Below are 21,479 nucleotides of genomic sequence, written 5' to 3' on the forward strand. Positions count from 1 at the left end.
TCAGCTCCAGAGGCGGTCGTGGCTGGTCTCGGCGTCCCAGTGAGCCGACTCGGCGAAGAACACCGGGTCGCGGGGGTCGAGCTGCGCGCGGAACAGGTCCTCGTTGATGTCGCCGAAGCCGAGGCCCAGGGTCTCCGGCACCGCGATCTGGCCGTCCTGGATCAGGGGACGGGGCAGGTCCGTGACCAGCTCGCTCCAGAACGGGACGTCGGCGGCGTGGTGCTCGAGCGCCAGGAAGTTCTCCGTGGCGGCGGCGAGGTGCACGCAGGCCATCGTGGCGATCGGCGACGCGGCGAGGTGCAGGGCCATCGCGACGCCCCGCTCCTGCGCGTAGTCGCCCAGCCGCTTGGTCTCGGCGATGCCACCGGAGGTGGCCGGGTCGGGGTGCACCACGCGGATGGCACCCGCGTCGAGCAGCGGCTTGAAGTTCTCCGCGAGGTAGATGTCCTCACCGGTGCACGTCGGCACGGCGACGGCCTCGGTGAGCTGGCGCCACTGGTCGGTGAACTGCCACGGGATCAGGTCCTCGATCCACGCGAGCGTGAACGGTTCCAGGGCCCGCCCGATCCGGATGCAGGAGTCGAGCGCGATGTGCCCGAAGTGGTCGGCGGCCAGCGCCACGTCGTAGCCGACGATCGAACGGATCGTGTCGACGTAGCTCGCCAGGTGCTCCACGCCCTTCGGCGTGACCTGGATGCCGGTGAACGGGTGCATCGTGGTGACGTCCTCGCGGGCGCCGGCCGGCACGATGAGCGCGCCCGGCACGTCCCACAGCAGCGAGATGCCCACGTCCATCTTGAGCATCGTGAAGCCGCGGCGCTTGCGCTCCAGCAGCTTCTCCCCCATCTCGTGCGGGTCCTGCAGCGAGGGCGTGTCGGCGTAGCACCGGACGGTGTCGCGGAACCGGCCGCCCACCAGCGCGTACGCCGGCACGCCGTACGCCTTGCCCGCCAGGTCCATCAGCGCCATCTCGATGCCGGACACGCCGCCGCCCTGGCGGCCGTGGTGTCCGAACTGCTTGATCTTGCGGAAGACCTTGTCGAGGTTGCAGGGGTTCTCGCCGACGATGCGGCTCTTGAGGATCAGCGCGTACGTGGCGCTGGCCTGGTCGCGCACCTCGCCGTAGCCGACGAGCCCCTGGTTGGTGTCGATCCGGATGATCGACGACCGGAACGGCACGCCGTGCAGGTTCGCCACCCGCACGTCGGTGATGCGCAGCGCGCTCGGGCGCGACGCGGTGCTGACGTACTCCTCGGTGATGGTGCTGGTACTCAAGAGTTCTGCTCCTCGCGCCACTGCTGGAAGTCGGTCTCGATGTCGTCGGCCCAGGTCTGGACGTCGATCTGGGCGCTGGTGTAGCGCCGTTCGGACAGCCGCTGCTTGCCGAACACGTCGCGCACGCGGGTGTCCTCGCTGGTCGCGGCGACCGCGGCCGCCAGGTGTGCCGGGATCACCGCCACGCCGGTGGGCGTGCCGAGGACGACGTCACCGGGCAACACGGTGACGCCGCCGATCCGGATCGGGATGTTGATCCCGGCGAGCGTGACGCCGCGGATCGGCGTGGGGTCGACGTCGCGGTGGAAGATGTTGACCCCGCCCGGCAGCTCGGACAGGCCCTGCAGGTCACGGATGCCACCGTCGATCACCGCGCCCACCCCCGTGCGGGAGGCCACGGCCGTGCCGAGGTTGTCCCCGACCACGGTGCCCTCGACGATCTTGCCGAAGATGTCGACGACCATGATGTCGCCGTTCTCCAGCGTCTCGATCACCCAGGAGTTCTGCTTGTCGGCATCGTGGTGCCCCTCGCGCGCTCCTGCCGCCACCACCACGTCGTCGAGGTCGGGCCGGTGCGGCAGGAACTGGGCCGTGACGGCCCGCCCGACGACCACGGTGCCCGGGTGCGTCTCGCGCCAGCCGCCCGCGAACTGGCGCACGTAGCCGGCCTGGAAAAGGTGACCCCACGCCTCCTCCGTGGTGGCCTGCCGCAAGCTCGCCAGCACGTCGTCGGGTACGCGGGGACGGCCCGAACCGAAGCGCTCACCGGTCCATGCCGCGGTGAGCTCCTCGAGGTCGTCCTTGCCGGGATGGATGCGCACGTCCGGTTCGCCTTCTCTCTCTCGTGTGGATCACCAGGTGGGCTGGAGCAGGTCGGTCATGCCGGCCACGGCCGCCTGCAGCGCAGGGGCGTAGCCGAGCAGCTCGGAGCGCTCGACGGCGAACGTGACGGTCGAGATGCTCACGCCCCCGCGCGGGCGGCCGCTCCGGTCGAGGATCGCGGCGCCGATGCATCGCACGGTCTCCTCGTTCTCCTCGTCGTCGACCGAGTAGCCGCGTTCGCGCACCGCGGCGAGCTCGGCGTGCAACGCCGGGAGGTCCGTGATCGTCGCCGGGGTCCGGGGCGGCATCCCGGCGGAGGCGACGACGGATTCGACCTCGTCGCGGGGCAGGTGCGCGAGCACCGCCTTGCCGATCGCCGTGCAGTGCAGCCACAGCTGGTTGCCCACCCGCGACCGCATCTCGTAGGGCTTGTCGCTGTCGATCTTGTGCAGGTAGACGGCGTGATCGCCGACGCGGACCGCAAGGTGCACGGTGTTGCCACCGGCCTCCTGCTGCAGCCGGCGCAGCGCGGGACCGACCCCGGCCGACACCACCGAGACGATCTGCGCGCCGAGCCCGCTGAGGCGCCCGCCGATGCCGTAGCGCCCGTCGCCACAGTTCTCGGCGTAGCCCTCGGCGGCCAGCATCGCGAGCACCCGGTAGGCCGTGGACCGAGGCACGGCAGCGCGCGCGGCCACGTCCATCAACCGGTGCGGACCGGCGGACGTGGCCAGCGCCTCGATGATCCTCATGGCCTTCTCGACGGACGTGCCCGCCGCGCTCGCGCGCCCCCGACGGGCCGGCAGTGCTGATGTCATCCCTTCACAGCACCTGCTGTCAGCCCCTCGGTCAAGAACCGCTGACCGAACGCGTACATGAGCACGACCGGGATGCTGATGAGCAGCGACGCCGCCGCCAGCTGGCCGTGCGGCACCACGTCACCGAAGATCATCGACTGCATGCCGACCGGCAGGGTCCTGTACTCGTTGCGGGTGATGAACACGAACGCGAAGAGGAACTCGTTCCACGCGTTCGTCAGCGTGAACAGGGCGACCGCCAGCAGGCCCGGCTTGGCCAGCGGCAGCACGATCCGCACGAACGCGCCGAGCCGCGTGCAGCCGTCGACCAGCGCCGACTCCTCCAGTTCGGCCGGGATCGACTTGAAGTAGCCCACCAGCAGCCACGTCGCGAACGGCAGCGTGAACGTGGGGTAGGTGACCACCAGCGACCACAGGGAGTCGTTCAGGCCGATCCCGCTCATCATCTGGTAGAGCGGGATGAACAGCAGCGCGCCCGGCATCACGTAGGTGAGCAGGATCGTCACCGTGAAGCTCTCCGAGCCGCGGAACTTCAGCCGCGCCAGCGCGTAGCCCGCGAGCGCGGCGCAGATCAGGGCGATCAGCGTGGACGCCCCGGCCACCAGGATGGTGTTGAGGTACCAGGTGCCGAACGCCCGGCCCGAGAAGAGATTCGTGAACTGCTCGGTGCTCCACGGGGTGGGCCACAGCTCGTTGGTGCGCATGACGATCTGGGAGTCCGACTTGAACGCCGTGACCGTCATCCAGTACAGCGGGGCGAGCACGAACAGCAGCAACCCCGTGAGCGCGAGCCCCGAGCTGACCCCGTTCACCCACCGGGCCGCCCGCTGGTTGCCGCGCGCGGCCAAGGTGGACACGGTGCGTCCGACGACGGCGGAGATCAGCACGAACACGCCCAGTACGAGGGCGGCCTTCCAGACGATGTGCGGCGACGACCACACCAGCAGCAGCGTGGAGACGGCGACGACGACCCACGGCATCGCCTTGCGCTGCGCCGGGGTGAGCCGGCTGCGCCCGGTGTCGCCGGTACCGGGCCCGTCGCTGCGGCGCATCAGCCGCACGAGGAACAGCACGAGGATGCCGACGATCGGCAGCATCACCAGCGTCACCGCCGCACCCGCGCCCAGCTGCAACTGCTGGATGGCCTTGGAGTAGGCCACCATCACGTACGGGGCCGTGGCGTTGCCGGGCCCGCCCTGGGTCATCAGCCAGATCAGGTCGAAGTTGTTGAACGTCCAGATGGACGACAGCAGCACCGTCACGATCATGACGTGGCGCAGGCCGGGCAGGGTGACGTGCCGGAAGCGCTGCCACGGCGACGCGCCGTCCACCATGGCGGCCTCGTAGAGGCCGCTGTCGATGGCCTTGAGCCCCGCGAGGAAGGTCACCGTGAAGAACGGGATGCCCTTCCAGACGTTGACCAGGATGACCGCGGGCATCGCGAGCTCGGGGTTGGACAACCACTCGGCGGGCCAGCTGTCGACGAGCCCGATCGCGGCGAGCGCGGGCCCGATCCCCGTGGCGGTGAACACGGTGTTGACGCTGCCGAAGATCGGGTCGAACAGCGCCCGCCAGGTGAAGGCCGTGACCACCGTGGGCACCACCCACGGCAGCAGGATGATCCCGGCGAGGACCGCCCGGCCACGGCGCATGTGGTGCAGCATCAGCGCCGCGATGAGCCCGAGGGTCACCTTGAAGATCTCGGCGTACGCGGTGAAGACGAACGAGTTGAGCACACCGGTGTGGAACACCGGGTCGTCGATCAGGGCGGTGAAGTTGTCCAGCCCGACGAAGACCGTCTCCGCCCCGTGCCGCTCCGTGGTGCTGGTGATCATCGAGCTGACGATCGGGAACAGGATCAGCGCCGCGATGAGGAGACCGGTGGGTGCGAGGAACGCCGCGGCGAGCCGCCAGTCGCGCCCGAACCGCCGCTGGCTGTCGCTGAGCGCGGGCGATGTCGCCGACGCCGGCCGAGCGGCCGGCTTCGGCCGCAGGATGGTCACTGCCGGTACCCCTGCTGCTCGAAGATCTGGACGATGCGGTCGTGGGTGGTGGCCACGGCCTGCGCCGCCGGGGTGCCCTGGATGACCGCCTGCATCATGTCGGTCAGCAGGTAGGCGGCCACGGCGGCCTGCTCGCCGGGGCTCGGGGGCTGGGGGAACGAGTAGCCGGTCTTGGTGGTCAGCGGGATCGGCGTCCTGGTCTGTTCGCGGATCGCCGCGTAGGCGGGGTCACCGCTGGTGTAGTACGGGTCGGAGTCCCACACCTTGTCCCACGACGGGTTGACCAGGCAGGGCGCCTCCTTCGCGACGCCGAGCAGGGCGGACCCGCTGACCATGAACTTCGCCACCTGCTTGGCCAGGTCGGGGTTCTTCGCGCCCTTGAACACGACGAACGAGTTCGACGAGCCGAACGCGATCGGGATGTCGGTGGCCGGACCGATGGCCCCGTTGAACGGGTGCGTGTTCTCGTAGACCGGGTTGCCCTTGGTCTTCGAGTCGGCGTAGATGCTGTACTGGTTGTTGGTGAGGCCGATGATGCCCGCGAGGTAGTTCTCGTTGTTCCCGGTGTCGGTCCAGGCCTCGATCCCGGGCGGCAGCATGGGCTCGTACTTCGGGTTCGTGTAGATGTCGCCGATGAACGAGACGGCCTCGACGGTCTCGGGCGAGTTGAAGACCACCTTCTGCCCGGTGTTGTCCGCGATCGCCCCGCCGTAGGCGTTGATGACGGACTCGATGAACCCGTTGGCGTCGCCGGAACGGTTGATCGTGATGCCCCACCCGAAACGCCGCTGGGCCGCGTCGGAGACCGCCAGCGCGTTGTCGCGCAGCTCTTCCCAGGTGTAGGTGGGCTTGAGCGGGATCCCCTTCTCGGTGTACCAGTCCTTGCGCAGGAACATCCCGGCGGCGATGAAGTGGTAGGGGATCGCGTACCAGCGCCCGTCGAACACGCAGAAGTTGGAGGCCTCTGTCGCCGGCTCGCCGTAGAGCGCCTTCATCTCCTCGACCACGTCGGTGAGGTCGGTGAGGTCGCCGAGGTTCTGCAGCTGACCGACGAACCGCTCGTCGTTCATGAACGCCAGGTCGCGGGCGGTGCCGGCCTTCACCTCGGCGTCCATCTTGGCGACCATGTCCCCGGCGTCGCCCGACACCAGGTCGTTCTGCACGGTGGTGCCGGTGGCCTGCGCAAACGCCTGGAGCGACCGGTCGAGCGCCGCGTTGGCGGCGTCGGAGTAGAGCTTCTGCGAGAGCATCCCCACCGAGCCGCCGCGGTAGGACGCGGCGGCGTCGAGGATCTCCTGCGGGACCTGGACGTCCACCGGCGGCGGCGCGGGCGGGCCACCGCCGCACGCCGTGAGGCCCACCGCGCCCATGGCGCTCATTCCCAGGAACTTGCGCCTCGACCAGACGGGCTGGATCCGCTGTGCCATGACCACTCCTCCCGCGTCCGCTCTCGGGACGCGTGCCGACGGGGCGACGTTGCAACCGACGGGGGGCCGGGAGGCTCAGCGCCTCCCCTCCTCGTGCGAGGACGGGCCGTGACGGCCCGCAGAGCAGCAACTTCCGGCCCCCTTGCCGGGGAAAGCGCTGCGTTTTCGTGCTGTGGAACGGACTACGCAAAATCGTTCTGTCTAGCGGAACGTCCTTCCGCGTAGTGCGACGCGGGTCACACTAGGAGGGCCGCGAGCACCTGTCAACGGTTACTCCTCAGATGTGCGGACACCGGGCATTCCGTCGAACAGCCCCGTCCCGCCACGGGGACGCCACAGCGGCACCCCCGGCTCGTCGGCAGGGTCGAGGTCGACGACCGCGCCCCGCTCGGCCGAATCCAGCGCACCGAGGACGATCCGCATGTTCGTGACGCTCTGGGCCACCGTTCCGACCACGTTCCCGCCGTGGCGCACGGCGTCGGAGAAATCGCAGAGCTCGCCGTAGTAGCCGTTGTCGATGCCGGTGAACACGTCGGTGCGGGTGCTGCCGTCCGCGCGCACCAGCGTGACGCGCCGCTGCGCCTCCGGGCCGGACAGCACGAGCACACCCTCGCTGCCGTAGAGGCGCATGTCGTTCGGCTCCGCCGGCACCGGGATCTCCGAGTAGCACGCCGTGTAGTTGCCGATCGCGCCGGACGCGAAGGTCAGGTTGAGCGTGAGGTCCGACGGGGAGTCGATCGTGCTGTTCGCCCACTGCACCCCGCCGTGCACGCCCAACGCGTCGCCGCAGAGCATCCGGATCTGCGCGATGTCGTGCACACCCGCGTCGAGGTGCACCCCGCCGCGGTACTGCGGCCGCTGCCGCCACGGGGTACTGCTGAACCCGCCCTCCCGCGGCACCGACTGCCCGGCACGCCGGTAGGCCATCAGGTGCAGCTTGCCGATCGCGCCGTCGTCGAGCAGCGCGCGGGCGTGGCGGATGTCGTCGCGGTAGAAGTAGTTCTCCCCCACGAGCACCACCCGGTCGGCGAACTCGTCCTCGAGTGCGAGGAACGCCCTGGCCTGCTCCTCGTCGGTGCCCGTGGGCTTCTCGCAGAGCAGGTGCTTGCCGGCCGCGAGCGCGTCGCGCGCGATCCCGTACAGCAACGGGATCGGCACCGAGACCAGCACGGCGTCGACGTCGTCACGGGCCAGCAGCTCGCGGTGGTCGGTGTGGTGACGCGACCTGTCGACCTCGCTGTACGCCGCGAACCGGGCCGCCTGCTCGGGCGAGGGCTCGGCGAACGCCGTGACGACGAACCGGTCGGGCATCCGGCGCAGCGCCGGCCAGTGCAGCTGTTCCACGGCCAGCCCGGTGCCGATCACGCCCAGCCGGAGCGGAGCCTCGTTCACTGCCATGCTCTCCCGTCCTCATCATCGGTTCCGGAAAACGCCGGCCGGCGTGCCACTCGGCCGCTACTGGCTGCTGACGCTGCTCGCGCGCCCTTCCTGGCGCGTGGACGCGCGCTTGGTCTGCTGTTCCTTCGCCGCGAGGATCGGGGAGTTGGCCAGCAGGTGGGCGCGCATCACCTCGCGCGCCGCGTCCGGGTCCCGCGCCTCCAGCGCGGCGAAGACCTCCGCGTGCGCCCGGGTGGCGCTGTGCAGGCTGTCCGAGCTCGCCTGGTTGGTGATCCGCCGGCTCGCGGTGCCCAGCCACCGGGCCGAGTGCATGATCCGGTCGAGGATCCGGTTGTTCGCGGCCCGGCAGATCTCCATGTGGAACTCGTGGTCGACCTCGAGGTAGGCCTCGGGGTCGTCCTCGAGCCCCGCCATCCGGTCGAGCTCGGCCCGCAGCCGGGCCAGCGTCTCGTCGGTGATGCCGACGGCGGCCTTCGCCGCCAGTTCCGGCTCCAGCAGCACCCGCACCTGGAGCAGCTCCTGGAGCAGCTCGTCGACGAGCTCCTCGGGCAGCCACTCGACCAGCAGGGGACTCAGGTAGTCCCACTCGGAGGTCGGCCGGACCGTGACCCGCCGCCCCTGCGCGATGTCCACGATGTCGAGCGACGCGAGGATTTTGAGCGTCTCGCGCGCCACCACCCGGGAGACCCCGAACTCCCGGGAGATGTCCAGCTCAGAGGGTGCTTTGCCCTCCTCGATCTCACCGCTGACGATGCGCCGGGTCAGGTGAGCGGCCACCTGCACCGGGAGAGTCCGGACCTTGACAGCATCCGCCGACTCTTGTCTCCTGTGCATGTCATCAGCTTATAGGACAAGTTCCCGTTCTCAACCCCGCCGCACCGAAAAACTCCTGGTCCGCGGGCGTGAGGAGTTCCTCCCTGGCGGTTCATCACCGCCATCCCTGCCAGCGTCGGCGACCCGAGGGGAGAGCACTGTGGACACGAAGGCCGTGAGCTCGTTCCGGGAACCGGAGGCGGTGCGCGAGCACCTCGCCGACATCCTCGACTTCTGGCTGGACGCACGCGACGAGCGCCACGGGGGATACACCTCCCAGGTCCGCTCCGACACCACGGTGCACGACCGGAGCACGAGGCACCTCGTCGCGAGCGCGCGCTTCGTCGTGCAGTTCTCGCTCGGGGCTCTGCACGACGCCGGGGCACGTTTCCGGAACGCCGCCGCAGAGGCGCTCGAGTTCCTCACCCGCGTGCACCGCGACCGACGCAACGGCGGCTACCACTGGGTCCTGCGGGTGACCGACGACGGGTTCGAGGTCGCGGACTCCCGCAAGCAGACCTACGGACACGCCTTCGTGCTCCTCGCCGGGGCCACGGCGACGAGCGCCGGCGTGCCCGGAGGGCGGGAGCTCCTCGACGAGGCCCGCGCGATCTGCGAGGAGAAGCTGCTCGGGGCGCAGGGTCTCGCCGTCAACACCGTCAGCGCCGACTGGACCGAGGTGTCGCCCTACCGCGGGCAGAACGCGAACATGCACCTCTGCGAGGCGTTCCTCGCCGCCTACGACGCGACCGGAGACCCGGGCGACCTGCACCGCGCCTACCGCATCGCGGACGCCATCGCGCGCCGGATCCCCACCGGGATCGGCGGGTTCGTGTGGGAGAACTACCGGGAGGACTGGTCGCCGGACTGGGCGGAGGCGCCCCGCGACCTCGGGAGCGTCGAGAGCGCGTTCGGGATCTCGCCCGGGCACCAGGTCGAGTGGGCGAAGCTGCTCGGGATCCTCGCCCGCCACGACCCGGCGGAGTGGCTGCTGCCGCAAGCGGTGCACCTGCACCGGTTGGCGTGGGACCACGGCTGGGAACGCGAGCACGGCGGCTTCGTGAGCGGCCTGCGCCGCGACCTGTCCGTCAGCCACCGGGAGCCCGCGTACTGGGCGCCCGCGGAGGCGATCGGCGCGGCCGCCGTTCTGCAGGAGCGCACCGGTGACGAGGGCTACCGGACCTACTCCGACCGCGCGTGGGAGCACGCGCTGACGCACCTGGTGGACCACGAGCACGGCGGGTGGTTCACCGCTCCCGCCCCGCGGAGCGAGCGCCACGACTTCCGCAAGGGCGACGCCTTCGAACCCGACTACCACTCGGCCGGCGCGTGCGCGGAGACCCTGCGCTCGCGGTCCGGCCGGATCCAGTTGCAAGGGCAGGTGAAAGGCCTCGACGAGGAGGTCCCCATGAGAGGTGCGCACCATGTCTAGTGCCCTGAGCCGACGTCGTTTCCTCGGTGGCTCGCTCGCGCTCGCCGCAGGCGCTGCGGCCGGGCCGTTCCTGACCGCGTGCGGGGGTGGCGACTCGGGCGGGAAGGTCACGGAGATCAACGCCCTGCTCGTCACCGGCGGCGACCGCTACCCCGCCTACTGGGAGAAGGTCACGTCCGCGTTCACGCAGCAGACGGGGATCACGGTCACCTACGACCTGCTCCAGTTCACGCCGCTCACGTCCAAGGAGATCACGCTCGCTGCGGCGCGGAGCACCCAGTACGACGTCTACAGCACCCACACCGCGCAGATCGGCGCCTTCTTCCCGCACTTCGAGCCGCTCAACAACCACTTCGACGCGGCCGACCTCGAGGACTTCTTCCCGGTCGCCCTCAAGTACATGACCAACCCCGCCAACGGGGAGCTGGCGGCGATCCCGCGCAACATGGACTCGCGCACGCAGTACTACCGCAAGGACCTCTACGAGGCCGCCGGCGTCGCGCCGGCGACCACGTGGGATGAGCTCGTCGCCGTCGGGCAGCAGCTCACCCGCGGTGGCCAGTTCGGCCTGGTACTCCCGGGACAGGGCGACCCCGCCCAGCGCCAGTTCGCCGACTTCCTGTGGCAGGCCGGCGGCGACTGGCTCGACGAGGGCAACAACGTCACGTTCAACTCCCCGGCGGGCGTCGAGGCGCTCACGTTCTACCGCGACCTGATCCAGCGCCACCGGATCACCCCTGCCGACGTCGTCACGTACCAGTGGAACGAGAACTCCGCCGGCTTCACGAACGGCACGTGCGCGGCGGTGTTCGACTGGCCGGGGGCGTACGCGAGCTTCGGCGACCCGGCACTGTCCGCCGTCAGCGGGTCGTTCGCGACGGCGCCGATGCCCGCCCACAAGACCGCGACCTCCTGCGCGATCTCGCACGGCCTCGCCATTAACAAGTACTCGCGGAAGAAGGACGCCGCCGCGGACTTCCTCCGGTTCACCGTCACCCCGGACGCCCTGGTCGACCAGTACGCGGAGTTCAAGAACTACCCGAGCCGGATGTCCACGGCCGACCAGGTGATCGGGCAGGTGCAGGGAATGGAGCAGCAGTGGCTGTCCGACCTGCGCACCACGATCGAGAACGGCAAGGAGTGGCCGAAGGTGCCGGGCTTCGACAAGGTCTCCACCGTCGTCCAGACCGCCGTCCAGAACGCCCTGAGCGACCAGATGACCCCGCAGGCCGCCCTCGACGCCGCCGCTGAGGAGAGCAGGCGGATCCTGCAGCAGGCCGGGGCGCTGCGCTGATGACGGCGACCACACAGAGAGCCCGCCCGCGAGCGCCCGCGCCACGGCGCACGCAGGGCACGCCGCAGTGGCTCACCGGCTACACCCTGGCAGCCCCCGCGTTGCTGCTGATGCTGGTGATCTTCCTGTACCCGCTCGGCCACTCGTTCGTGATGAGCTTCTTCCGCTGGGACCTGAACACGACGGAGAGCCCCTTCGTCGGTCTCGGCAACTACCTGGACCTGTTCGCCGGGAGCGCGTTCCCGCAGACGCTGCGCAACCAGATGGTCTTCACCGTGGCGTCGCTCGTCATCGAGGTGGTCGGCGGCATGGCCATCGCCGTGCTGCTGAACAGCAAGCTGCGCGGGCTGCGACCCGCCCGCACGTTGCTGCTCATCCCGCCGATGGTCGCGCCGGCCGTGGTCGGGCTCAACTTCCGCTGGCTCTTCAACGAGCAGTACGGGCTGATCGACGCCGTGCTCGTCCGGCTCGGGCTGCCGGCGATCCCGTGGCTCTCCGACCCCTGGTGGGCGCTGGTCTCGGTGATCATCGCCAGCGCGTGGCAGAACACGCCGCTGCTGGTACTGCTGTTCCTCGCCGGGCTCCAGGCGATCCCCAAGGAGCCGCTCGAGGCCGCCGCCGTCGACGGGGCGTCGGCCTGGCGCACCTTCTGGTCGATCGTTCTGCCGCTGATGCGGCCGGTCGTCGTGATCGCGCTGATGATCCGGATCATCGACCTGTTCCGGACGTTCGACGTGGTCTGGCTCATGACCCAGGGTGGCCCGGGCAACGCCTCGAACCTGCTCACCGTGGAGGCCTACAAGCTCGCGTTCCAGAGCGTCGACTTCGGGCACGCGGCCGCGGTGTCGTACGTGGCGCTCGTCCTCTCGCTGATGGTGCTGGCACTCCTCTACGGCATCCCCTGGCTCGCCGCGCGGAGGTCGGTGAAATGGCAGAGTTGACCGGAGTTCGTCCCGCACCCACACCCGTACGACCGCGCCGGACCGGCGCCACGGTGGGCCTGGTGGCCCGCTACGCCGTGCTGGTCTTCACGGTGCTCCTGTCGATCTTCCCGCTGGTCTGGCTCGTCCTGACCTCGCTGCGCACCTCGGACGAGCTGTTCGCCGTGCCGGTGCAGGTGCTGCCCAGCACGGTGACGCTCGAGCAGTACGCCACGGTCTTCACCGAGTACGACATGGCCGACTACCTCACGAACTCGGTGGTGGTGTCGCTCGCCACCGTGGCGCTCGTGACGGTGCTGGCACTGCCGTGCGCGTACGTCCTCGCGCGGTTCCGCCTGCCGGGGATCAAGGTCGTGATCACGACCCTGCTGATCATGCGGATGATCCCGGTCATCGCGCTCGCGATCCCGCTGTTCACGGTGTTCTCCGGGTTCGGCCTGCTCGACACGCTGCTCGGGCTCGTGCTGACCCACGCGGCCTCGAAGCTGCCGGTGGCGATCTGGCTGCTGATGGCCTTCATCCAGGACCTTCCGAAGGAGATCGAGGAGTCGGCCGAGATCGACGGCGCCGGCGTGATCCGCAAGCTCGTGCTCGTCGTCACGCCGCTGATCGGCCCGGGACTCGCGGCGAGCGCGGTGCTGACCTTCCTGTTCACCTGGAACGACCTGCTCATCGCGCTGACGCTGACCTCGAGCGAGGCCGCCCAGACCCTCCCGGTCGGCCTCACCAACTTCGTCACGCAGTTCGGCATCGACTGGGGCCCGATGTCGGCCGCCGGCGTGCTGATGGTCGTCCCGACCCTGCTCTTCGTCTGGTTCGCCCAGGGCTACCTGGTCAAGGGCCTCGTCGCGGGCGCGGTCCGCGGCTGATCACCGCTTCGTCGAAAAGGAGATGTGAGGACTCATGGACCTTTCGCTCGACGGGAAGGTAGCGATCGTGACGGGCGCGGCGTCCGGGTTCGGCAGGGCGGTCGCCACGACGCTCGCGGCCGAGGGGGTGCGGGTCGCGGGCGCCGACATCAACGAGGCCGCCGTCGCCACGGCGATGAAGGAGCTCGGCGGCGGGTCCGGCGCGTGCCGTGGCTACGCGCTCGACGTCGCCAGCCGGGACGGCTGGTCCGCGCTCCTGCGCGACGTGGAGCAGGACCTCGGCCCCGTCGACATCCTCTGCAACATCGCCGGCCCCGCCCCGGGCCCGGTCAGCGGCCACCTCGACACCCCCGACGACGAGTGGATCCGTCAGATCGAGGGCCACCTCTCCGGCGTCTTCCGGGGGTGCCAGTCCGTTCTCCCGGGGATGATGGAACGGCGCTACGGGAAGATCGTGAACATGTGCTCCTTCACGGCGCACGGCACCGTCGCGAACATCCCCGGTTACGACGCCGCGTTCGGCGGGATCCTCGCCTACACGAAGGACCTGGCGCGGTTCGCCGCCCCGCACAACATCAACGTCAACTGCGTCTCGCCGGGCAACATCGAGACCCCGATGACCCAGGGGTGGATGTCCGAGCCCGGAGCTCGTGACCGCCTGCTGCAGACCACCCTCATCGGCCGCATCGGTCAGCCCGACGACGTGGCGAACTGGGTGGTCTTCCTCGCTTCCGACCGCGCGCAACACGCGGTCGGCGTCGAGATCAACGTGTCCGGCGGACAGCTGATCGCCTGACCGCACGTAGTCCCGTCACCCGCCCCTGGGCAAAGGAGAAGCATGAGGATCGTCAACGTCACCACTGCTGTGGTCGCTTACCACGGTCAGGCGACGCTGGTGCGGATCGACACCGACGAGGGCATCACCGGCTACGGCGAGGCGAACCCGGACGCCGGCGCCGGTGGCGTCGTCGGGCTGATCAACACCCTGAAGCCGCTGCTGATCGGCGAGGACCCGCGCAACGTCGAGCGGTGCTGGGAGAAGCTGCGTCGGCGGGTCTTCGCGGGGCCGCAGGCAGGCGTGTTCGTGATCGCCCTGAGCGGGATCGAGCTCGCGCTGTGGGACATCGCGGGCAAGGCGGCAGGCCAGCCGGTGTACCGGATGCTCGGCGGCAAGTTCCGCGACCGCATCCGCCTCTACGCCGACTGCGGCGACGGCGACGACCCGGACGGCTCGGTGTCCGGCTGCGTCGACCGGGCCCAGCGGATGGTCGAGCAGGGCTTCACGGCGATCAAGTTCGACATCGACGACCTGCACCACCCGGCGAAGTTCGACACCTTCAACCACACCGTCAACGCCGCCGAGCTCCGGTCGATGGTCGAGCGGGTCGCCGCGGTGCGCGAGGCGATCGGCCCGGACATCGACCTGGCGATCGACCTGCACGCGCGCTACGACGTGCCGAGCGCGTGCAAGATCGCATGGGCGCTCGAGCCGTTCGACCTCATGTGGCTCGAGGAGCCCGTCCCGGCCGAGAACATCGACGCGCTCGTGCGCGTGCGCGCCCAGACCCGCACCCCGATCTGCGCCGGGGAGAACCTCTACCTGCGCTGGGGCTTCCGGGAGCTGCTCGAGAAGGGCGCGGTCGACGTCATCGAGCCGGACGTGCCCAAGTGCGGCGGCCTGGCCGAGGCGAAGAAGATCGCCAACCTCGCCGAGATGCACTACGTGCCGTTCGCCCCGCACCTCGTCTCCACCCCGCTGGGCACGATGGCCACCGCGCACCAGTGCGGCGCGATCCCCAACTTCTTCGTGCAGGAGTGGCACGCGCTCGAGGAGCGGGAGGTCTGGGACAGCTACGTGACCGCCCCGGACGGCAGCGGCTCGATCGTCAAGGACGGCTACATCACCCTGCCCGACACCCCGGGGATCGGGGTCGAGCTCGACATGGACGGCGTCCGCAAGCACGCCGTCGCCGGTTTCGGGATCTTCGAATGACGGCGGCGGGCGTGGACGTGGCGCAGACCGCGAAGCGGCTCAAGGCGCTCTACACGGCGGTCGTCTACGACATCATGGACGAGATGGGGCTGCCCCATCAGTGCCTCGACCTCGGGATCGCGCCGCTGGACCGGTCGATGCAGGTGGCCGGGCCCGCCTTCACCGTGATGGCGTCGCCGGACATGCGCGAGCGCAGCGAGATGCCGCCGAACACGAAGCTCGCCGACTTCGGCGTCTTCACGCAGATGTACGACGGGTGCGTCGTGGTCGTCGGCGCGGCCGGCGAGCGCCAGAGCGGCATCTGGGGCGAGCTGATGAGCAACGCGAGCCGGGCGAAGGGCGCCACGGGCGTCGTCATCGACGGCGGAATCCGCGACGGGCGACTGGTCCGGGAGATCGACGGGCTGGGCGTGTTCGCCCGCTACACCTCGCCCATCGAGTCGCTGCGCCGCTCCCGCATCCACGACATCGAGGTGCCCATCTCGGTCACCGGCAGCCTCACCAGCCAGGTACGGATCGAGCCGGGCGACTGGATCTTCGGCGACGAGGACGGCGTGCTGGTGATCCCGAAGGATGCGCTGGACGAGGTGCTGGCGAAGTCCGAGGAGGCCAAGGACATCGAGGACAAGGTCCGCGAGGAGGTGCAGGCCGGCGTCCCGGTGATCGACGTCTACAACAAGTACGGGAGGCTGTAGCCGGTCAGTTCGGAGCGAGGCAGAGGACGTAGCCGTCCAGGCCCCCTCCGCGCTGGATGCCCGAGGTCGCCCCGTCGGCCGAGGAGCAGGCGATCTCGATCGGGAGGAACCCGCCGTCCGACCGCTCGACCACCCGGTAGGCGGCGTCGGGTGCGCTGCAGTCCACCGTGGCGTACCCGGCGTCACCGCCGGTCTCGGCCAGGCAGTCACCTGCCTGCGCGGTGTCCGGTGAGGTGGTCGGGTCGACCCCGACCGGGCCGAGGCAGAACATCAGGTCGACGCCGAGGTTGTCGCCGATGCCCGCGAGCGGGTCGTCCCCGGTGCTGATCAGGTCCCAGCTGTAGCTGGAGTTCGTGCCGGGCACCGACGCGCACGGGTCGGTGGCGATCGTGACGGCGTCACCGATCCGGCTCAGGACCACCGACTCCGCGGCCGGATCGGCGCAGTCGATGCGGCGCACGTCGCTGTTCGCCTCGACACCGGCCACGCAGTCACCGTTCTGCGCCACGTTGATCGCGGACCCGGGATCGACGTCGCGCGGCCCGAGGCACAGCGTCGTGCCGGGCCCGGAGTCGGAGAAGGTCTCGGTCACCCCGGCCACCGGCACGCAGTCACCGGACGTCTCGTCGAAGGACTCGAGGACCCGCAGCGTCGCTGTCGCGCAGTCGGCCGCCGTGTACGAGTCGCCGGACTTCTCGACGCAGTCGCCCTTCTCCGGCGCGGCCGAGCAGGCGGCGAGTCCGCCGCCCGCGAGCAGCAGGACCGCGAGCAGCAGCACGACCCGCGCGACGCGGGACCCGGGGAACGTCAAGTCATCCTCCACAGCACGTTGCGCCCATGCCGGGGGAACCACGATCGGTCCGCGCGTGGCGCGGCCATGATCCTAAAGAGTGATCACCCGGCAGTCGCGGCGGCCATCGCGCCCGCGCAGATGCGGGCCGGGTCCTCCTCGTCGGTGACGTATCGAGGTGCCCATCTCGGTCACCGGCAGCCTCACCAGCGAGGTACGGATCGAGCCGGGCGACTGGATCTTCGGCGACGAGGACGGCGTGCTGGCGATCCCGAAGGATGCGCTGGACGAGGTGCTGGCGAAGCCCGAGGAGGCCAAGGACATCGAGGACCAGGTCCGCGAGGCGGTGCAGGCCGGCCGACGTCTACACAAGTACGGGAGGCTGTAGCACTCCGATCGCTGTACGAATCCGACGAAGCTAGGGTCCCGCCCCGTGGACTTGGGATCGGTCGCGGACTGGGTGAACGCAGCAGGCACGCTCGGCGCTTTCGGCGCGGCCCTGTTCGCCGGAATCGTGGCCGTCCGCGGCTACCGGATTCAGCAAAGGGCGGTCGACCGCCAGCTGGCCGCACATGCCGATGACGAACGCCGCCGGGCACAGGGCGAACACCAGTGGCAGGCGAGCAAAGTGGCGGTGTGGGTACGTCGCGGACGGAGCAGCTGGACCGTTTACGCAGCGAACAGCAGCGACCTACCCGTCTACCGCCTCACTGTGCGCATATCGAGCGAGGAACCTCCGTTCTCCGTGGCGATAGAACGAGGCACACAGCGTCCCACCCCGGCTGATACCGCTCGCAAACTCACCAACGCCCTGCGCGTTGTGCTCGACCAACGCAACGCCCTCCACCTCGACCCGAACAACTTGGATGTCGCGATCGCCTTCACCGACGCGGCCGGGGTCCGCTGGCGACGAGACGAGCACGGAAAGCTCGACGAGGTGCCGGACTCCTTCGACTTCGACGAAGTCGATGAACGGCTGATCGACAGGCTGGTTCCGAGGCGCGACGACCGGGACGGGCGGGGGATCCTCTGAGCGGAAACCTCAGCCCGCCGCCGCCGCTTCCATCGCCGCCGCGCAGATGCGGGCGAGGTCCTCGTCGTCCGTGACGTAGGGCGGCATCGTGTAGACCAGGTCGCGGAACGGGCGCAACCACACGCCCTCGCGGACGGCGGCGGCGCTCGCCGCGGCGACGTCCACCTCGTGGTCGAGCTGCACGACCCCGATCGCGCCGAGCACGCGGACGTCCCGCACACCGGGCAGGTCCCGGGCCGGCTCCAGCCCCGCCACGAGGCCCTTCTCGATGCGCCCGACCTGGGCCCGCCAGTCGTTGTCGCGCAGCAGGCCCAGCGACGCGTTCGCCACCGCGGCGGCGAGCGGGTTGCCCATGAAGGTGGGGCCGTGGGCGAGCACCGGCAGCTCACCGCGGGAGATGCCGTCGGCGACCTCCCGCGTGCACAGCGTGGCGGCCATCGACAGGTAACCGCCGGTGAGCGCCTTGCCGACGCACATGACGTCCGGGCTCACCCCGGCGTGCTCGGCGCCGAACAGCTCGCCGGTGCGCCCGAAGCCCGTCGCGATCTCGTCGAACACCAGCAGCACGTCGTGCGCGCTCGCCAGCTCGCGCAGGGCCTGCAGGTAGCGCGGGGAGTGGAAGCGCATGCCGCCCGCGTTCTGCACCACCGGCTCGACGATGACGGCCGCGACCTCGTCGGCGTGCCGCTCGAACAGGCCGGCCAGGTGCTCCACGTATGCGGACTCGAACTCGGCGGGCGGGGCATCGGCGAACACCTGCCGCGGCAGCGCGCCCGACCACAGGTCGTGCATGCCGCCGTCCGGGTCGCACACCGACATCGGGTGCCAGGTGTCACCGTGATACCCGCCCCGCCAGGTCAGCAGGCGCTGCTTGCCCGGCCGGCCCCGCGAGCGCCAGTACTGCAGGCACATCTTCATCGCGACCTCCACCGACACCGATCCCGAGTCGGCGAGGAACACGTGCTGCAGCGGGCCGGGCGTCATCTCCACCAGCTCGGCGGCCAGCCGGATCGCGGACTCGTGGGTGAGCCCGCCGAACATCACGTGCCCCATCCGCCCGAGCTGCGTGCGGAGCGCCTCGTCGAGCACCGGGTGGGCGTAGCCGTGGATGGCCGACCACCACGACGCCATCCCGTCGACCAGCTCGCGCACCCCGTCCACCGGCTCCGCCAGCCGCAGCCGCACCCCGGACGCCGACTCGACGAGGTAGGGCGGCCGTACCCCGGGCATCGGCGCGTACGGGTGCCAGACGTGCTCGCGGTCGAGCGCGAGCAGCTGCTCCGAAGTGAGATCACCCGTGGGCACGCGGCCTCCTTGGTCGGCGGACTGCACTGCGACGATGCCAGCACACTCCGCGGGGCGCGCGTCGACCGGCACCGCCACATGCGCCGACGCGTGACGAGCCGCACACGGAAACCTGAGCATTCGCTCCAGTAGAATCTGGGGCAATCGCTCAGGTTTTCGTGGGGAGGTTCCCGTGCCCTGGCTCTTCCTGGTCGGCGCCATCCTCACCGAGGTGGCGGCGACCACCGCGCTGAAGCTCTCGGAGGGCTTCAGCCGAATCGTCCCGTCGATCGTCGTGGTGGTCGGCTACGTCGCCGCGTTCGCCCTGCTGTCGCAGGCGCTCACCCGCGGGATGGCGCTCGGCGTCGCGTACGGGTTGTGGGCGGCCGCGGGCGTCGCGCTCGTCGCGATCATCGGCGCCGTGTTCCTCGGCGAGGGCATGACCTGGGTGCAGGCCGGGGGCATCGCCCTCGTGATCGCCGGGGTGCTCGCCCTCGAGCTGGGAGGCCGGCATTGACCGCCGACGGGCGGCGGCGCAAGGGCGAGCAGCGCCGCCGCCTGCTCCTCGACGCCACCATGCGGGTCATCGAGCGGGCCGGGGTCGCCGCGGTGAGCCAGCGCGTGGTGGCGCAGGAGGCGGGAGTGCCCCCGAGCGCCGTCACCTACTACTTCCCCGCCGTCGACGACCTGCTCGTCGCCGCGCTCGCCGCCTGCAACGACGACTACGTGCGCCAGCTCGACACCTGCGCCCGTGACGCCGAGCCCCTCGTCGCGCTCGCGGGCGTGATCGCCCAAGGCAGCGACGCGCGCCGCGCGTACGTGGCCGCCGAGTACGAGCTGTGGCTCATCGCGGCTCGCCGTCCGGCCCTCTGGCCCGAGGTCGAGCGCTGGAACACCGCACTCGACACGTTCCTGGCCCCGCACGTCCCCGACCCGGTGGCCCGCACCGGGGTCGCCGCCGCCGTAGACGGGCTGCTCATGCGCTGCTTCAGCTCGCCGGCCCCGCCGAGTGCGGCCGAGGTGCACGAGGTCCTGAGGCGGCTGGTGCGCCCGTGACAACCCTCGTCAGGACGGCGAGCACGACCAGGATCGAGGCCATCAGCGGCGGGGTGTACTGGTCGGGGAACAGCAGACTGCACAGGTTCACCACCACGTGGAACAGCACCGCGGCGAACACGCTGCCGCCCGACGCGTTGCGCAGCCGTACGGCGAGCACGCGCAGCGCCACCGTGGACACCCACATCCCGGCCGTCCACGCCGCGGTGCGGTCGAGCTGCAGGTACCAGCCGGGCAGGTGCCAGGTCGCCCAGACCGCGCCGATCACGACGCCCGCGCCGAGCTCACCCCACCTCTCCTGCAGCGGGTCCTGCAGGTAGCCGGTCCAACCGGCTTCCTCCCCGACGGCGGCGAGGAACCCCAGACCTCCCACCACCGGCACCGCGACCAGCAGGAACGCGGCGGCCGGCACGGTCTGGGGTCGCCCCGACAGCGCGAGGACCCCGGCCGCCACGGCGGTGGCGGCCGGCACCAGCAACACGATCGGGAGGAACCAGGTCCAGGGCCGCACACCTCGCGGGTCGATGCTGCCGGCCAGCAGACGGCGCACGCCCACCCACCCCTCCCCCCATCCGATCAGCGCCACCGCGACGACGGCGGGGCAGAACGCCATCAGCGCCCCGACGGGCAGCGCCACCGGTAGACCGAGCGGTGCGGCGCCGAACAGCCAGAACGGGATCGTGAGAAGGCACAGGAGCACGACGAACGCGACGGGCGAGCGACGTCGGATCGAATCGTTCACTCCTCCTCCTCCCACTTGACGGACGGGTCGACCCTGCGCCTTCATGTCGACGTGAACGCAACCCGCGAGGACGGCAGGCGGACGATCGGTGACGTCGCGCGCGCGTGCGGTGTTCCCGCGCACGTCCTGCGGCATTGGGAGAACGAGGGCCTGCTGCACCCGGGACGGGACGCGGCCGGGAACCGGCAGTACGGCGCCGAGGACCTGCACCGGATCGCGATCATCGTGCTGGGCAAGCAGATGGAGCTGGGCCTCGACCGGATGCGGCACGTCCTCGCCGCGGACCCGGAGCGCCGCCGCGCCCTGCTCGAGGCGCACCACGCGGCCGTCGACGAGCGGATCGCCGCCCTCCGGACCGCCCAGGAGCTCACCCGGCGGGTGCTCGACCACGGCGCCGCCGGCGACGCCGAGGCCTGCGCCCGGTTCGAGGAGGTGATCGTCGAAACCGTGCGGGAGCGCGCCTGCACGCTGCCGTGAAACGCGATCGGAGCTACGGCTTCCCCGACACGATCCGCTCGGCGAGGTGCACGGTGACACTCTCGCCCGGGCCTTTGCCGATGGCCCGCTGCAGCTCGCCCTTCACGGGCAGCTTGTGGCGGCCGTCGCCGAGCGCCATGAACGAGCTGCGGAACGGGTGGCCGTCGACGGTGCCGCGCACCTTGACCAGCCCCCGCGTGCCGAAGAACTCGGCGGAGCCGGGCATCACCACGTAGGTCCAGCCACCGGGCTCGGGACTCTTCTCCAGCGTGGCGGTGAAATCGTGGTCCAGCGCCTGGTTCTCGCTCATGGCTCCT

At 70.4% G+C, this 21,479-nt stretch carries 23 protein-coding genes; 12 read left to right on the forward strand and 11 right to left on the reverse strand.

The features are described from left to right. From CFP66_RS10580 to CFP66_RS10610, 7 genes are all read right to left on the reverse strand, one after another. Nucleotides 1–1,275 (reverse strand): mandelate racemase/muconate lactonizing enzyme family protein, encoded by a 1,275-nt coding sequence (locus CFP66_RS10580; RefSeq protein WP_094922642.1) that lies wholly within the window; start codon nucleotides 1,273–1,275, stop codon nucleotides 1–3. Beyond that, entirely contained in the window at nucleotides 1,272–2,096 is an 825-nt protein-coding gene (locus CFP66_RS10585; protein ID WP_094922644.1) for an RraA family protein, read from the reverse strand. The genes CFP66_RS10580 and CFP66_RS10585 overlap by 4 nt, the downstream gene beginning before the upstream one ends. Nucleotides 2,097–2,126: 30 nt before the next feature. Then, on the reverse strand, nucleotides 2,127–2,915 hold the full coding sequence (locus CFP66_RS10590; RefSeq protein ID WP_094922645.1) for an IclR family transcriptional regulator: 789 nt from the start codon (nucleotides 2,913–2,915) through the stop codon (nucleotides 2,127–2,129). Further along, nucleotides 2,912–4,918: an ABC transporter permease subunit gene (locus CFP66_RS10595; protein WP_094922647.1), complete on the reverse strand. Its 2,007-nt coding sequence runs from the start codon at nucleotides 4,916–4,918 to the stop codon at nucleotides 2,912–2,914. The genes CFP66_RS10590 and CFP66_RS10595 overlap by 4 nt, the downstream gene beginning before the upstream one ends. Then, nucleotides 4,915–6,345 carry an extracellular solute-binding protein gene (locus CFP66_RS10600; protein WP_094922649.1) on the reverse strand — a complete coding sequence of 477 codons (1,431 nt, stop codon included), beginning with the start codon at nucleotides 6,343–6,345 and terminating at the stop codon, nucleotides 4,915–4,917. Before CFP66_RS10600 ends, CFP66_RS10595 begins: the two co-directional genes overlap by 4 nt. Before the next feature lie 270 nt (nucleotides 6,346–6,615). Further along, the gene (locus CFP66_RS10605) at nucleotides 6,616–7,743 is read right to left on the reverse strand and encodes a Gfo/Idh/MocA family protein (RefSeq protein WP_094922650.1); all 1,128 of its coding nucleotides are present in this window, start codon (nucleotides 7,741–7,743) and stop codon (nucleotides 6,616–6,618) included. 57 nt (nucleotides 7,744–7,800) lie between these two features. Next, nucleotides 7,801–8,577 (reverse strand): FadR/GntR family transcriptional regulator, encoded by a 777-nt coding sequence (locus tag CFP66_RS10610; protein ID WP_233159304.1) that lies wholly within the window; start codon nucleotides 8,575–8,577, stop codon nucleotides 7,801–7,803. Between the two features lie 139 nt (nucleotides 8,578–8,716). On the opposite strand from CFP66_RS10610, the gene CFP66_RS10615 reads away from it, so the two are divergent. From CFP66_RS10615 to CFP66_RS10645, 7 genes are read left to right on the forward strand one after another with little or no spacing between them, the layout of a single operon-like run. Then, on the forward strand, nucleotides 8,717–9,988 hold the full coding sequence (locus tag CFP66_RS10615; protein ID WP_158228061.1) for an AGE family epimerase/isomerase: 1,272 nt from the start codon (nucleotides 8,717–8,719) through the stop codon (nucleotides 9,986–9,988). Further along, nucleotides 9,981–11,282, forward strand: coding sequence for an extracellular solute-binding protein (locus CFP66_RS10620; RefSeq protein WP_143517205.1), 1,302 nt, complete (start codon nucleotides 9,981–9,983; stop codon nucleotides 11,280–11,282). The genes CFP66_RS10615 and CFP66_RS10620 overlap by 8 nt, the downstream gene beginning before the upstream one ends. Beyond that, entirely contained in the window at nucleotides 11,282–12,223 is a 942-nt protein-coding gene (locus CFP66_RS10625) for a carbohydrate ABC transporter permease (RefSeq protein WP_094922657.1), read from the forward strand. The genes CFP66_RS10620 and CFP66_RS10625 overlap by 1 nt, the downstream gene beginning before the upstream one ends. After that, nucleotides 12,211–13,092, forward strand: coding sequence for a carbohydrate ABC transporter permease (locus tag CFP66_RS10630; protein WP_094922658.1), 882 nt, complete (start codon nucleotides 12,211–12,213; stop codon nucleotides 13,090–13,092). The genes CFP66_RS10625 and CFP66_RS10630 overlap by 13 nt, the downstream gene beginning before the upstream one ends. 34 nt (nucleotides 13,093–13,126) lie before the next feature. Beyond that, on the forward strand, nucleotides 13,127–13,888 hold the full coding sequence (locus tag CFP66_RS10635) for an SDR family NAD(P)-dependent oxidoreductase (protein WP_094922660.1): 762 nt from the start codon (nucleotides 13,127–13,129) through the stop codon (nucleotides 13,886–13,888). A 42-nt stretch (nucleotides 13,889–13,930) separates the two neighbouring features. Beyond that, nucleotides 13,931–15,085: a mandelate racemase/muconate lactonizing enzyme family protein gene (locus CFP66_RS10640; RefSeq protein WP_094922661.1), complete on the forward strand. Its 1,155-nt coding sequence runs from the start codon at nucleotides 13,931–13,933 to the stop codon at nucleotides 15,083–15,085. Further along, entirely contained in the window at nucleotides 15,082–15,780 is a 699-nt protein-coding gene (locus CFP66_RS10645) for an RraA family protein (RefSeq protein WP_094922663.1), read from the forward strand. Before CFP66_RS10640 ends, CFP66_RS10645 begins: the two co-directional genes overlap by 4 nt. A gap of 4 nt (nucleotides 15,781–15,784) precedes the next feature. Here CFP66_RS10645 and CFP66_RS10650 read toward each other — a convergent pair whose 3' ends face one another. Next, nucleotides 15,785–16,591 carry a hypothetical protein gene (locus tag CFP66_RS10650; protein ID WP_143517206.1) on the reverse strand — a complete coding sequence of 269 codons (807 nt, stop codon included), beginning with the start codon at nucleotides 16,589–16,591 and terminating at the stop codon, nucleotides 15,785–15,787. Nucleotides 16,592–16,748: 157 nt separating this feature from the next. On the opposite strand from CFP66_RS10650, the gene CFP66_RS10655 reads away from it, so the two are divergent. After that, nucleotides 16,749–16,958, forward strand: a complete 210-nt coding sequence (locus CFP66_RS10655) for a hypothetical protein (protein WP_094922666.1) — start codon at nucleotides 16,749–16,751, stop codon at nucleotides 16,956–16,958. A 45-nt stretch (nucleotides 16,959–17,003) separates the two neighbouring features. Next, nucleotides 17,004–17,603: a hypothetical protein gene (locus tag CFP66_RS47120; protein ID WP_143517208.1), complete on the forward strand. Its 600-nt coding sequence runs from the start codon at nucleotides 17,004–17,006 to the stop codon at nucleotides 17,601–17,603. Nucleotides 17,604–17,612: 9 nt separating this feature from the next. On the opposite strand, the gene CFP66_RS10665 is transcribed toward CFP66_RS47120, so the two are convergent. Continuing rightward, nucleotides 17,613–18,908, reverse strand: a complete 1,296-nt coding sequence (locus CFP66_RS10665) for an adenosylmethionine--8-amino-7-oxononanoate transaminase (protein WP_255413841.1) — start codon at nucleotides 18,906–18,908, stop codon at nucleotides 17,613–17,615. Nucleotides 18,909–19,080: 172 nt separating this feature from the next. Between CFP66_RS10665 and CFP66_RS10670 the strand changes: the two genes are divergently transcribed. Both CFP66_RS10670 and CFP66_RS10675 read left to right on the forward strand, forming a co-directional pair. After that, the gene (locus tag CFP66_RS10670) at nucleotides 19,081–19,404 is read left to right on the forward strand and encodes a multidrug efflux SMR transporter (protein WP_094922671.1); all 324 of its coding nucleotides are present in this window, start codon (nucleotides 19,081–19,083) and stop codon (nucleotides 19,402–19,404) included. Beyond that, nucleotides 19,401–19,943: a TetR/AcrR family transcriptional regulator gene (locus CFP66_RS10675; protein ID WP_198961366.1), complete on the forward strand. Its 543-nt coding sequence runs from the start codon at nucleotides 19,401–19,403 to the stop codon at nucleotides 19,941–19,943. Before CFP66_RS10670 ends, CFP66_RS10675 begins: the two co-directional genes overlap by 4 nt. Here CFP66_RS10675 and CFP66_RS10680 read toward each other — a convergent pair. Beyond that, nucleotides 19,876–20,685: a CPBP family intramembrane glutamic endopeptidase gene (locus CFP66_RS10680; RefSeq protein ID WP_158228062.1), complete on the reverse strand. Its 810-nt coding sequence runs from the start codon at nucleotides 20,683–20,685 to the stop codon at nucleotides 19,876–19,878. The genes CFP66_RS10675 and CFP66_RS10680 overlap by 68 nt on opposite strands. Before the next feature lie 51 nt (nucleotides 20,686–20,736). On the opposite strand from CFP66_RS10680, the gene CFP66_RS47125 reads away from it, so the two are divergent. Then, on the forward strand, nucleotides 20,737–21,162 hold the full coding sequence (locus CFP66_RS47125) for a MerR family transcriptional regulator (protein ID WP_143517210.1): 426 nt from the start codon (nucleotides 20,737–20,739) through the stop codon (nucleotides 21,160–21,162). 13 nt (nucleotides 21,163–21,175) lie between these two features. Here CFP66_RS47125 and CFP66_RS10685 read toward each other — a convergent pair whose 3' ends face one another. Then, entirely contained in the window at nucleotides 21,176–21,472 is a 297-nt protein-coding gene (locus CFP66_RS10685; RefSeq protein ID WP_094922674.1) for a DUF1905 domain-containing protein, read from the reverse strand. Nucleotides 21,473–21,479 lie beyond the last annotated feature (7 nt).

This window comes from Pseudonocardia sp. MH-G8, from assembly GCF_002262885.1.
Lineage (GTDB): Bacteria > Actinomycetota > Actinomycetes > Mycobacteriales > Pseudonocardiaceae > Pseudonocardia.